General features: G+C 63.7%; 12 protein-coding genes. 4 read left to right on the top strand and 8 right to left on the bottom strand.

Annotated elements, in window-relative coordinates:
* Positions 1–15: 15 nt before the first annotated feature.
* Together qcrC and ctaE are read right to left on the bottom strand one after the other, a co-directional pair.
* Positions 16–804, bottom strand: a complete 789-nt coding sequence (qcrC, locus tag ACUYM2_RS09445) for a cytochrome bc1 complex diheme cytochrome c subunit (RefSeq protein ID WP_481599828.1) — start codon at positions 802–804, stop codon at positions 16–18.
* 87 nt (positions 805–891) lie between these two features.
* The gene (gene ctaE, locus ACUYM2_RS09440) at positions 892–1,566 is read right to left on the bottom strand and encodes an aa3-type cytochrome oxidase subunit III (protein WP_217500973.1); all 675 of its coding nucleotides are present in this window, start codon (positions 1,564–1,566) and stop codon (positions 892–894) included.
* 112 nt (positions 1,567–1,678) lie between these two features.
* Between ctaE and trpD the strand changes: the two genes are divergently transcribed.
* Positions 1,679–2,737, top strand: a complete 1,059-nt coding sequence (gene trpD / locus ACUYM2_RS09435; protein WP_481599827.1) for an anthranilate phosphoribosyltransferase — start codon at positions 1,679–1,681, stop codon at positions 2,735–2,737.
* A gap of 31 nt (positions 2,738–2,768) precedes the next feature.
* Here the strand turns inward: trpD and ACUYM2_RS09430 are convergent, their stop codons facing one another.
* Together ACUYM2_RS09430 and ACUYM2_RS09425 are read right to left on the bottom strand one after the other, a co-directional pair.
* On the bottom strand, positions 2,769–3,050 hold the full coding sequence (locus tag ACUYM2_RS09430) for an Lrp/AsnC family transcriptional regulator (RefSeq protein ID WP_138769293.1): 282 nt from the start codon (positions 3,048–3,050) through the stop codon (positions 2,769–2,771).
* A gap of 86 nt (positions 3,051–3,136) precedes the next feature.
* Positions 3,137–3,553 carry a DUF3054 domain-containing protein gene (locus ACUYM2_RS09425; RefSeq protein WP_481599826.1) on the bottom strand — a complete coding sequence of 139 codons (417 nt, stop codon included), beginning with the start codon at positions 3,551–3,553 and terminating at the stop codon, positions 3,137–3,139.
* Positions 3,554–3,656: 103 nt separating this feature from the next.
* Here ACUYM2_RS09425 and ACUYM2_RS09420 point away from each other — a divergent pair, with 103 nt between their 5' ends.
* The 3 genes from ACUYM2_RS09420 (at position 3,657) to ACUYM2_RS09410 (ending at position 6,716) form a co-directional block, all read left to right on the top strand.
* Entirely contained in the window at positions 3,657–4,229 is a 573-nt protein-coding gene (locus ACUYM2_RS09420) for a cysteine hydrolase family protein (RefSeq protein ID WP_481599825.1), read from the top strand.
* A 221-nt stretch (positions 4,230–4,450) separates the two neighbouring features.
* Positions 4,451–5,053, top strand: coding sequence for a hypothetical protein (locus ACUYM2_RS09415; RefSeq protein ID WP_481599824.1), 603 nt, complete (start codon positions 4,451–4,453; stop codon positions 5,051–5,053).
* 1,402 nt (positions 5,054–6,455) lie between these two features.
* Positions 6,456–6,716: a hypothetical protein gene (locus ACUYM2_RS09410; protein ID WP_476975950.1), complete on the top strand. Its 261-nt coding sequence runs from the start codon at positions 6,456–6,458 to the stop codon at positions 6,714–6,716.
* A 236-nt stretch (positions 6,717–6,952) separates the two neighbouring features.
* Here ACUYM2_RS09410 and ACUYM2_RS09405 read toward each other — a convergent pair whose 3' ends face one another.
* The 4 genes from ACUYM2_RS09405 to ACUYM2_RS09390 are packed head-to-tail and all read right to left on the bottom strand — an operon-like array spanning position 6,953 to position 11,737.
* Positions 6,953–7,858, bottom strand: coding sequence for a hypothetical protein (locus ACUYM2_RS09405; protein WP_481599823.1), 906 nt, complete (start codon positions 7,856–7,858; stop codon positions 6,953–6,955).
* Positions 7,855–8,883 (bottom strand): AAA family ATPase, encoded by a 1,029-nt coding sequence (locus tag ACUYM2_RS09400; protein WP_476975952.1) that lies wholly within the window; start codon positions 8,881–8,883, stop codon positions 7,855–7,857. Before ACUYM2_RS09400 ends, ACUYM2_RS09405 begins: the two co-directional genes overlap by 4 nt.
* Positions 8,874–10,970 (bottom strand): transposase, encoded by a 2,097-nt coding sequence (locus tag ACUYM2_RS09395; RefSeq protein ID WP_476975953.1) that lies wholly within the window; start codon positions 10,968–10,970, stop codon positions 8,874–8,876. Before ACUYM2_RS09395 ends, ACUYM2_RS09400 begins: the two co-directional genes overlap by 10 nt.
* The gene (locus ACUYM2_RS09390) at positions 10,967–11,737 is read right to left on the bottom strand and encodes a TnsA-like heteromeric transposase endonuclease subunit (RefSeq protein ID WP_476975954.1); all 771 of its coding nucleotides are present in this window, start codon (positions 11,735–11,737) and stop codon (positions 10,967–10,969) included. The genes ACUYM2_RS09395 and ACUYM2_RS09390 overlap by 4 nt, the downstream gene beginning before the upstream one ends.
* Positions 11,738–12,017: the final 280 nt, after the last annotated feature.

Genomic DNA, 12,017 nt, shown 5'->3' with positions numbered 1-12,017 from the left:
GGTGCCGCGGGGCGCCTAGGACGTCCGCGAAGTCAGCCAGATGGTGAAGGCGATGATGACGCCCAGGCCGGCGATCCAGACAAACAGGCCCTCGGAAACCGGCCCCAGCGCGCCCAGGTCGTTGCCGCCCGGGGAACCGGTGGACTCAATCTGCTTCAGGAAGGTGATGACGTCGCGCTTGCCCTCGGGGGTGATGTTCGCGTCATTGAAGACCGGCATGTTCTGCGGGCCGGTGACCATGGCTTCGTAGATATGCTTGCCGGAAACGTCGGCGAGAGCCGGCGCGAACTTGCCCCGGGTCAGCGCGCCGCCTGCTGCAGCAGCGTTGTGGCACATGGCGCAGTTGGTGCGGAACAGTTCGCCACCCTTGGCGGCATCACCCTTTTCATCGAGGACACCTGCCTCCGGGATGGACGGGCCGGGGCCGAGCGATGCTACATAAGCCGCCAGCTGGTGGGTCTGCTCCTCGTTGAACTGCGCCGGCTTCTTGTAAGCCTGCGGGCCGTTCATCTGCATGGGCATACGGCCGGTGCCAACCTGGAAGTCAACGGCGGCGGCGCCGACGCCGACAAGCGACGGCCCAGCCTGCGAGCCGCTGGCACCCATGCCGTGGCAGGTGGCGCAGTTGGCGGCGAACAGCTTGCCGCCCTCTTCTGCGTCGCTTGCACTGAAGCTCGTGGTGTCGGCCTTGGCCTGGTTGACGGTGGTGGCGACGGCGTACAGCCCACCAGTGATGAGGAGGCCCATCAGCAACAGTGCAACTGCTGCCAGTGGGTGACGTCGCTTCTGCGAGAGTGCCTTCACGTGGTGGTTCCTTTATTCGATGCTGCGTTGGCTCCGTGAGCCGCTTCTTGAAATTCTGCCTCTTGTAGAAAAAGAGTCAAGTCGTGGCTACTTGAGGACGTAGATGACCAGGAAGAGGCCGATCCACACGACGTCGACGAAGTGCCAGTAGTACGAGGTGACGATCGCGGACGTTGCCTCGAAGTGTCCGAACTTCTTCGCCGCGAAGGAGCGTCCGATGATGAGCAGGAAGGCAATCAGGCCGCCGATAACGTGCAGGCCGTGGAAACCGGTGGTCATGTAGAACGCTGAACCGTAGGCGTTGGAAGAGAGCGAGACGTGCTCGGAGACGAGCATGGCGTACTCGGTCGCCTGGCCGGCCACGAAGAAGGCACCCATGATGAACGTGAGTGTGAACCACTCATTCATTCCCCAGCGGGTGAAGCTCAGGGGCCCGCCGAGCCTGCGCGGCTGGAGCCGTTCGGCGGCGAAGACGCCCATCTGGCAAGTAAAGGAACTGGCCACAAGGACGATGGTGTTTACGAGCGCAAAGGGGAAGTTGAGCTTGGCTGTCTCTTCGGCCCACATCTGTCCGGACGTCGAACGGAGTGTGAAGTACATGGCAAAGAGACCGGCGAAGAACATCAACTCACTGGACAGCCAGACGACGGTTCCAACGGAAACCATGTTCGGGCGATTCAGCGTCGGGTGCGCCGGGGTACTGGGGGCATGGGTCGCAGATGTCACATAGACATTATGTCTGTAAAAGTCCGTCCTGCCCAACGCAAACCGCGTTTTGGGAGGACTTTTTCTACAAAGACGCGAAATCGCGCGGAAAAGTTCCCGGCCCCCTTCGCATTGGGCATTGCGGCCCCCGGCTCGATAGCATCAGATCGTGACTTCTCAGGCATCTGCGCAGGCGGTAGGCAAGACTTGGCCGCGCCTTATTGGCGCCCTCATCAACGGCACGCACCTCACTGCCGGCGACACTGAGTGGGCGATGACCTCCATCATGTCCGGCGAAGCGACGCCCGCCCAGGTGGCCGGTTTCCTCGTGGCGTTGCGAGCCAAGGGCGAGACCGTTGAGGAACTCACCGGTCTGGTGGAGGCGATGATCGAGTCCGCCAACCCGATTGAGATTGCGGGCGAGAAGCTGGACATTGTCGGCACCGGCGGCGACCAGCTGAACACCGTCAACATCTCCACCATGGCCGCCCTCGTCTCGGCCGGGGCGGGCGCCAAGGTGGTCAAACACGGCGGTAGGGCTTCCTCGTCGACGTCGGGCTCGGCCGACGTGCTGGAAGCGCTGGGCGTCCGGCTGGACTTGCCCATTCCGCGGGTGGCCCGGAACGCCGAGGAAGCCGGCATCACGTTCTGCTTCGCCCAGGTTTTCCACCCCTCAATGCGGCATGCCGCCGTTGCGCGCCGCGAACTGGGGGTCCCCACGGCTTTCAATTTCCTGGGGCCGATGACCAACCCCGCGCACGTGCAGGCGTCCGCCGTCGGCGTCGCGAATGAGCGGATGGCGCCGCTGGTGGCGGGAGTGCTCGCCAAGCGCGGCAGCCGCGGCCTGGTCTTCCGGGGTAACGACGGGCTGGACGAATTGACCACCACGGGTCCGTCCCGGATCTGGGAAATCCGCGACGGCGCGGTGGCTGAGGAAATCTTCGACCCGCGCGACCTGGGTATCCGGCAGGCGACCGTCGAGGAGCTGCATGGGGGCGACGCCGCCGCCAACGCCGCCGTCGTCCGTTCCGTCCTGGCAGGTGAGCCCGGCCCGGCACGGGACGCCACGCTGCTGAATGCCGCCGCCGGCCTGGTCTCGTTTGACCTCGACGCCTCGGGCCCGCTGACCGATCGGATGGCTGCCGCGATGAAGCGGGCCGAGGAATCCGTCGGTTCCGGCGCGGCGGCCGCGGTGCTCGACCGCTGGGTGGCCCTGTCCCGCGACTGAGGCTGGCCCTGCAGGTCGACTACAGGGCGACTTATTGTTCGAAGCCCAGCGCGAACGCTGCGTCCAGGTCGTGCTGGGAGTAGGCGCGGAAGGCAATGTGGGTGGTGGTGTGCACCACTGCGGGCACCTTGGAAAGCTTGTCCGCGATGACGTCCGCGAGGTCCTCGTGCTTGGCGACGCGGGCGATCGCGATCAGGTCCCATTCGCCCGTCACCGAGTAGACCTCGCTGATGCCGGGAATCGCGGAGATTTTTTCAGCCGTCTCCGGGATGGCGGAAGCGTCTGTCTTGATCAGGACGAAAGCGGTGATCACGTGGGGACCTTTCGGATCTGTTGCGCCGTTGCTGGCTCGTAAATTGGCCCCGGAAGGCCGTGCCATCTGCTTGCAAGCCTAGTGCATCAGCTCCGCCGGCGGCGTGCGTTCAAACGCCGCGCACCCGCGGCCAGGAGGCGGTAGCCGAGCAGGAAAACAGCCAGGCTGAGCAGCGCCACGATCACGAACGGCAGGACCACGGTCTGCCCCGTGAGGGCCCGGAGCAGCATGCCGACCGCCACTGTGCCGAGCCAAACGGCGACGCCGGCCGGCCACAGCGCCAGGGGTGCCCGCCACAGACGCAGTGCGAGCCACGCGACGGCGGCACCGGCGAGGAACGGCCAGGCCGTCGCCAGGACACCGGTGATGATCTCGCCCCGCTGGTGGGCGTCCCGTCCGATCGCGGCGAAGAGCAGGATCAAGACCGCGTCGGCGGCAGCCGCCAGAGCTGCGGTTCGTGTGGTCGACGACGGGCGGGTCAGTGGGGGAGTGTTGGCTGGCATGCTTCCAGCCTAGCCGCGCCGCGTTGCCAGGTATGCGACAAGGCCGCTGCTGGTGGGTTCGGTTTAGCATGGTGGACGGAGCTGCCGCCACGAGGAGATGGTCATGACAACGCTGCCTGATCGGCCCAACACGGCCCTGATGGTGATCGATATGCAGAACGGTGTGGTTGAGGGTGTGCACCGGCGCGACACGGTGATCGCAAACATCGCCGAGCTCGTTGACAAGGCCCGCGGCGCGGCCGTCCCGATTGTCTGGGTCCAGCACTCGGACGCCCGGTTGGAATGGGGGAGTGACGCCTGGCAGTACGTCCCGGAGCTGACCCGGCGGAGTGAGGAACCGCTGGTGCATAAGTCCTACGGCGATTCCTTCGAGGGAACCGATCTTGAAGAGGCCCTCGCCGCCGCCGGCGTGGGGCGCCTGCTGGTAGCGGGGGCGCAGACGGACGAATGCATCAGGTCCACGATCCATGGAGCGTTTGTCCGCGGTTACGATGTCACCCTCGTGGCCGACGCCCACAGCACCGAGGACCTCACGGCCTGGGGCGCACCGCCGCCGGAGCTCGTTATTGCGCACACGAACCTCTACTGGCAGAACCAAACGGCCCCCGGCCGCTCCGCGGGTGTCGTGGAGACTGCCGAGGTCACGTTTGAGGGGAAGGGCGGGGCGCAGCGGTAAGATTCTTTGCCCCGGCTGTAAGACCAGACCGGGTCCGGGAAACCTTATATCTAGCGGGAGATTCAGCCCGCGTCCACAGATATTGGGGGTTACACAACATGATGCCGAACCGCACCAGATACTTCACGGCCGTCACAACAGCGGGATTTGCCGTCAGCGTCCTCCTTGCCGGGTGTGGCCCACAGCCACAGACGGCTCCCGCCGACGGTTCCAACGTGCCCGTGAGCACCACGGCCGACCGCACGGCAACTCCAACCTACCCGCCGGCTTCCACGCCGGCGCCGGCCGCCTCCACGCCATCGCCGAAGCCAGCACCAGGCGAGCTGAAAACCTTCACCTTTCCGGACGGCCACATTTCCTTTGCCTATCCGGCGGCATGGACGGTGCGGACGGTGCGCCCACCTGCCGGTCTCCCAGGCGTTGAAGCCACTGTGGCTGACGCTGACGGCAAGGATCTGATCTTCCTTGGTAACGGCGTCACCGCCGGCTGTACCGGCGGTCCCGTGTCGCGCCAAGTGCTGGACCACGAGCCCGTTCGCGGAATGACGGCGCCGGACGGCACAGCGGCTGTTTTCGGGTTCGCCGTGGAATCCCGTGGTGGGGTTGATGCCTACCTCATGGGGCTGGCCGGTCCCCGGTCTCTGGCATCAGGCGAAGGGGTCGCGTCGTGGTGCAATCTCGTCCCCACGGCTAACGGGGGGTTGTTTACCCGTGTCATCTTTGACGGCGCGGGGTTCCCTAACAGGGGAGGAGCTAAAGCGTGGATGGCAACCGACCAGTACGCCCAACTCAAAGCGCTGCTGCTCAGCCTGAACTATGCCTGATTTGACACGCCAGATGGAGAGAGACTCAGCCGGGCGACGGCAGTCTTAATCATGCAGTCGTGGCTGGTCATCGTTTATGCGGTCGCCGGTTCGCTGGTCTGGAACTACGCCGTCCGACCGCTGGAGGAGACCGCCTCAGGGAACGGTTTGGGGAGCAATTTCAGCATTACTGCGACACGGTGCGCTGCTGGCTGCCTCAAGTACCGACGTCGGATCGTCCCCGGACGAGGTCACCAGCGCTGCCGTTGTGACCGTGTGTGGTCCCGGCGGGACGGCGCGCCAGGGACCACAGTGTCCTGTCTCATCTAACTTGAACCATCAGGGCCTGAATTTAGGCGGTTGGGTCAACTGTAGTGAGACAAAATGAGTGCCCTTGTCTCACTACAGTTGACCCAAATCGCAGAAACCTGCGTTGGTTACGCTCCAAGCCTCAGCTGGCGACCTCAACATTGGGTGTGCCCGCGTGCCGGTCCCCGGATGATGTCCCGTAAGGGGAACCCTTTACGGGAGGATGGCGGGTCGATGCTTCAGCTAAAGGCCACCTGCACGGGCTTGAACCTGAAAGGCCCGCCGCATCCAGGTCCGAAGGGGTGCTCCCCGGTTGATTCCGTTTCTATGGGCAAATCAAGGGCTATGCGGCCACCAGAAGTGGCCACGGCTTCCACAAAAATCGAAGTGACACTAACAGGCGGATTCGGGTATGGCGGGGACTGCGGCACCAGCCATTTTCCCTCAGGGTTTCTCGCCACCGGCTCAGGAGTGCATACCTCCCCAAAACAAGCCGCTACTGACACCGGCGGGGTGGAAAAGGCCAGCTCCACATCACCCACGTAGGCGTAACCGACTGCTGGACATGCCCGGCTTACCCAGGGCAGGCGGCCGAGCAGGACAGCAAATGCCAACACGGTCACAACAACGCCTGCCCCAAGCAGAAGAACGCCCCGAAGCTTCATAGCGTGAGCCTAACCCGTCATCTATCGGGAGTCTCGCCATAAAGGACTCCTTACTCAGTGGTTCACCGACCCGTTACGGGGCGCTGCTGGTGCAGTGACTATTCCGTGGTTTAGAACAACGAGTTACATCAAGCGTCTGACCGTCCTCTTAGCGGAGTATGCAGTCACTTGACTAACGAACCGAGGTGGCGAGTATCCGGGGTCTACTTCCAGCCCTTCTTGTTTCGCTTGCGCTAACAACCCGTGATTCCCCTTACCGGCTGGGCGGCCACAAGTTGAGAGTAACACCGGGGTTCATGTGCCAGATCTAAGGCAGCACCGGGGCGAATGGGACCCCTCCGCGGCCACTTCCGAGTCTGTCTGGTAGCAGAATGGACCGGGCCGGCGGTCGATCCACGGGTTCTCCCATATCCTGTGCTTGTTCAGACCGACCAAAATTGGGGAAGACAGTGAACGCAGACTGGAGTTTCAACGTAGATGACGAGAATGTGCGCTTGAATTTGCCGCCCGTTGAAATGAGGCTTCCGGTGCAGGAAGCTGCGCACAGACTGCGCGAGGCAATGGACGCTTGCAGGCGAGCTGCACTCGATCTCGGTGTCGCCGTCCGCGCCTCAGGCGAAGCTGGCTATGGCACGAACTGGATTGTGGACGCGGCAGGTCTCAGCCGCGCAGATTTGGAAAGAGTCCTTCGCGGTGAAGGGCTCTTCTGACCGTTCACGAACATTGGCAAGGACGAGTAGGAAGCCCTGCTCTAGGCGGACGGTTCGGAAGATGCCGGACCCGCAGGTCGTCCCGTTAGCCGGTCGTTCAGCGGCGCAAGCGCCACCCAAAGTTTCCGGATCGCGGTCGCCGCGTTTCCGCGGCCTTCCGATTCCCGTAGGACCGGCCCGAGATAATGCCCGGTGAGCGGGCCTTATATGGGACAGAATTTGGGGCCGGTTCAGGCTCATTTCGTTATGGGCGTCAATCGTTGGGGTTTGGGCGGGAGAATCGTGTCGGATCCGCGGAATCCTGGGAGCCAGTCTTCGGTCATCCACTGGCGGAGCGGGTCGAAGGATCCCTTAGGGACCCAGCCTTCGGTGACTTCTTCGCTGACTCTGTCCAGGAAGGCGTCAGGCCTTCTTGAATGTGCGATCTGGGCCCAGTGGGGCGATCCCATGGCCGCGGTGAGGTTGACGATGGAGGGGTAGAGCGAGGCCGCCACGATGCCATGGCTGGTGGCTTGCGGTGGCTGGTCGGCTGCTAATTGGTCGTAGGTGTCCGTGGCGGCGGTGAAGTGTTGGAACTGGTCGTACCAGCGCCAGTTGATGATGCTGGCGATGTGGAAGGCCTTGCGCACGCCGGGGCGGCCGTGCCGGGTGATGAGGTTCCTGTGGTGGTGCCAGGCCGCGGTGATCTCAGGGCTGGCGTGGATGGAGAACTGGTCGGTGACGCCGGTGACACCGTCTCCAATCCAGAGGCCATGGTGCAAACAGATGGTCTTTTCGTGGGTGCTATAGATCTCCACGTATCGTCCTGCGTCGCGGGCGAGGGTGCAGCGGTGGCAGGCGATGGTGTGGGTTGTGCGGGTGGGGCGTCCGGCCAGCTTCCGCCGCAGGGTTGGATCCGGAACGTGTATGCCGAGTTGGGGCATGGCCAACACGATCACGGCCGGGTCGCAGCCCGTCCAAACCGCCAGGCTGTCGATCCATGGCCGGCGGCTGCGTTTCAGGAGCGTTCTGAGCTGGCCACGCCGAAGTTTGTTGGCGGTTTCGAGCCTCCGGATGAAGGAGGGAGTGGTCTCGTCCATGAACGGGCGGATAGGGCGGGGCAGCGGCCTGGCGGGGCTCTTGAAGGCAGTCGCGGTTGTCATCGTGGGGATGCGGTGGCGGCGGGTGGGCGTGGTGCGAGGGATTCCGCGGCGTGGTCGATGCTGGTCTCATTGAGCAGTTCGCGGTCGATTTTCTCGGTGCCGGTGAGGATTGCCATGATGGCGGCCTGGCGTATCAGGTGGGAGAGGCTGCTGATGCTACCGCCGGTGCGGTAGTGCAGATGCTGGGCCTGGTCCGTGAGGGTGCCGCGTTCGTGGTGGTGCAGGCGCAGGCCGTTTTCGAGGGTGGCCACGAGGGCGTCCCATTCCTCGGTGGGCGGGAACGGGCCGGTGGTTTTCAGTACGGAGCGGGCGGAGATCTGCCGGCCTCTGAGCCCGGTGAACAGGCCGGAGTTTTCGACGTTGATGCCGGCATAGACGAAGGTGGCGGGCATGTGTTCGGTGAAGTATTTGAGGTGGTCGGACATGTCTTCGCCGGCGCTGGTGGCCAGGTTGAGGTTGTGGATCTCGTCGACGATCACGAGGTCTGTTTTGGCGTTGCTGAGGACCTGGCATACGGCGTCGGCGATGTCGGTGACGTTCTGGCGCGGGCGTTGGGGAAGGCCGAGGAAGTTCGCGAATTCGCTGGCCAGTTTCCGGGGGGAGCCTTTCGGCGGGGTGGTGATGTAGACGACGGGAATACGGTCTTGGTTGGGGTACTTGCGCCGGATGAGGAGTTCGTGGGTTTTGCCGAGGAGTTTGATGGCGGTGGTTTTGCCGGAGGCCCAGGGGCCGGAGATTACGAGTCCGCGGCGGGCGCTGATTTCGCGTTGGTTGAGCATCATCAACAGCCGTCCCTGGTTGGTGATGGAACGGACGGTTGAGGTTTCGACGATCACGAGTTCGGAGTGGTAGCTGATGCGCTGCTCGTCGTAGCGTTCCCGCTCCGTGGCGTTCATCGACACCAACGCCACCGGATCGGGCAGGGCGATCGTTGGTGCGACGGAAGTGACAAAGCTCCGCCAACCCTGCAGGGTGGTGGTCGGCGCGCGGCTGGTGCTGGGGAGCTCTGCTGCTTCTACCACCATTCGTCGGCCTTCTTCTGTGGGTCATAGATCTTCAGCGGGATGATCTTCGCCAGCTTCGGGGCTTCAGCGACTTGTGCCGCCGATGATCCGGCAGCTGTTTCGGGCTGCGGGGCCGGTTTCAGTGGTGGTTGATCGGTGCGCGGGCGTTGGGCAGTCGCTGCGGCGGTGTTGCGGGCGGCTGCTCGTTGGTCCTTCCGTGTTCTCTTCCGTTGCGGCGCTGGCGGCGAGGCTTTGTCGAGCAGCTTGTCGACGGCGGCCTTGATGGTTTCCTCGGAGGGGCTGGTGATGCCGCGTTGGGCGACGATTTGGCGTCCGTAGTTCCAGATGTCGTCCCCGAAGGGTTGGGGAGAGGCGGAGAGTTGGCGCCAGTAGGCGGTGATCCATCCGCCGTCGTGGTGGTTGCGGATCCAGACGCAACCGGCATCGTAGGGGTCGTACCTGACCTCCCACAGGTCCTTGAGGGCTTTCATCCCGGATTTCTGTCCGCGGTAGGGGTTCAGCTCTTCGGTGTCGTAGACGCGGTGGCGGATTTTCACGCCGTAGCTGTTGATGACCCGGGTTTCAGCGGGCATCAGTTCGAGGTAGTCCTCTGCCCCGAGGGGGACCGGGACGTAGCCGCTGACGGCCAGCAGGGCCGCGTACTTTTCGTTAGGTGTCAGCACGCGGGAGGGGGTGAAGGGGTCCCGCAGTCCGTCGTGGGGGCGGTTTTGCCAGCCGGTCACGATCCACTCGTCGAGGAGGTCCTGGATTTCCAGCAGTGAGAAAACGGCCTGGTGTTCGGCGTTCTTGCCTCGACGTTCGACGGAGGAGCCGAGGTAGCCGGTGACGTACTGGGCGAAGAGTGTGCCGATGGACTGCAGGGTCCGCTCGATGACGGGCTTGTCGGTGGGAGTGTCGGGGTGGGCTGGTTGGAGGCTGATTCCCTGGCTGCGGCAGGCGCTTTTGAAGGTGTTGGAGAGGTAGGCCTTGCCGTGGTCGCAGACGATCGTTTCGGGCACGATGACCGGTTTCGCCGCGGCATTGTGGAGTCGTTCGTCGATGGATTTCATCGACCGGTAGGGCAGGGCGGAGGCGGCCATCGACGCTGCGGCCGCCCAGCCTGGGCGCATGAGTTCCGGGGTCAGGCAGCGGGCGAGCAGCAGGGCCGCGTCGACTGCCTTTGTCGTGGGACGGATCACGGCCGCGGGGATGCTTCGGGTGGCGATGTCGACCATCGCGGTCAGTTCGACCCGCCCGATGACGCCGTCGGCGAGTTCGACGGCGATGTCCAGGGGAGTGGAATCAATCTGCATGAGTTCCCCGGGCCTGACCGGATGGACGGCACCAAACGGCCCCTCCGGCTGCTGGGCAAGGGTCCGCCGGGTGCGGGCTGATCCGGTGGCGTGGCGCCCCTCGGCAAGCCTGCCGATGAGGCGGTGGAAGGTGGCCCTCGACGGCAACGGAACAACGTCCGGTCCGTGATCGGCTTCGAGTTGCTTGCGTACTTGGCGCACCAGGCGGTCTGCGGTTCCGGAGGACTGATGGGTGTTGGCTTCCAGCACTGAGAGAATGGCGTCGACCACCCGCTGGTCAGTCCGGCCTGCCAAGGGCGTTTGGCGGATGAGTCGCCGGTCGACCAGCCCCAGGATGCCCTTTTTCTCGTAGGCATGGCGCAGTCTCTGCAGCGAGCCGATGCTCATGGTTTCGCCCAGTTCGTGAAGTTCCGCCAATTTGGCCTGCTCACGTTGGCGCAAGGATGTGAGCTCGACGTCAAAGGTCCTCCTGGCGGTCTGACCCGGCTCGGCGTTGCAGGGGACGCCGTCCAGGACTTCGGTCATGTGGCTTTCCATCCACCGCGCTTTTTCCTGCACGTCGGCAGGCAGCGATTCGAAGAGTGGTGACGGGCCGGTGATCCGCCGCCGCGTTGGCCGAGTTCCCACGATCCTGAAGGTCTTATCGGCAAGGAGTGATCCGACTCTGATCGCGACAGGTGCCTCGCCGGCAACGGCAAGCATGGCGACATCGCCGTCAAGGGCGGTCAGCCGGTAGAAGACCCCTCGGAGCTCAACGTCATCACCGAGGGTCAATACGGCGTGCCCGCCCGTCACGGGGCTTGGCCATTCAGCCAGACCATCGTGTCCTGATGGAGGACCCGGCGTTTCAGGTCAGTGCCGATCCGGTGCGTCCAAAGTAGGTGGAACAGCGGTGCAAGGATCGTGACAGGGTCACCGGTTGCAGCAGTGAGGCTACGTATTGGCATCGGGCCATCGACGGCGAGTCTGTCCAGGAGTTTGACTGCTGTCGATGCCCGAAAACACCTCGGGTGCCGGTAGCCGGAGAGCCACCGCAGATTTGCCAGAAGAACAGCCGGCAACCCGCCGAGGCGCCTGTAGGCCCAGCCGACGGTCGCGCACAAGTCCTCCGTCGCCTGAAAAATGTCTTGATCCGCCGGAGTCACCCTGTTGTCGGGCCGGACATCGATCACGGCGGCCGAACCGTCCGCCAACCGGACGAAGTAGTCCGGTACGTGTGAAATCTGGGGGAGTGAGTCGGGCAAGACGATGCGGAAGGGTTGGGATGAGAACCCGACCACGTCGCGGTCGAAATCCAGACGCATCAGATTGTCGCGTTCGCACCAGGATTCAAAGCCGACGTGCCGATGGTTCGTGGCACACCACCAGAGACCGGCGAAATTGCGCTGTCCCTTGAATGCCGTAAGACGCCGAGTCGGCACTGAGTTCTCAAACGGGATCATCCAGCAATCGGCGAGATGGCCAGTCCTGGGTGCAGAGGAAAACTGCTCCCTGTAGGTCAGGGCGCCTGGAGCGATGTTGCGTCCGGCATAGGCCTCGGACGCCGCCGCAGCGAGTCCCATGCCTCAACTGTAATGAGACAAAAGCGGCCAATGCCTTAAGTGAAGTGAGACACGCCGCGCGAATGCCTTAACTACAATGAGACAAAAACAGGCAATGCCTCATCTGTAGTGAGATTGCCTCAACTTAGATGAGACAGGACACACAGCACGGGAGTGCCTATGGGCCGCCTGATACGGCTCCACTTCGTCTACTGGTAACCGTCCGTATTCGATCTGGAACTATTCGGCGGCTTCCAAACGGGAGTCTGCAGAGAGGCGGACGCGTCAGTACAGGCACGTG

Source organism: Arthrobacter sp. SD1074B, from assembly GCF_056780195.1.
This window is presented reverse-complemented; position numbering and strand designations above follow the sequence as displayed.

What these genes read in the sequence shown, in the direction of transcription:
- ACUYM2_RS09425 (WP_481599826.1), bottom strand. Translation starts at nt 3,553, where the DNA reads ATGCCAGCCAACACTCCCCCACTGACCCGCCCGTCGTCGACCACACGA.
- ACUYM2_RS09420 (WP_481599825.1), top strand. Translation starts at nt 3,657, where the DNA reads ATGACAACGCTGCCTGATCGGCCCAACACGGCCCTGATGGTGATCGAT.
- ACUYM2_RS09405 (WP_481599823.1), bottom strand. Translation starts at nt 7,858, where the DNA reads ATGACAACCGCGACTGCCTTCAAGAGCCCCGCCAGGCCGCTGCCCCGC.
- ACUYM2_RS09400 (WP_476975952.1), bottom strand. Translation starts at nt 8,883, where the DNA reads ATGGTGGTAGAAGCAGCAGAGCTCCCCAGCACCAGCCGCGCGCCGACC.
- ACUYM2_RS09390 (WP_476975954.1), bottom strand. Translation starts at nt 11,737, where the DNA reads ATGGGACTCGCTGCGGCGGCGTCCGAGGCCTATGCCGGACGCAACATC.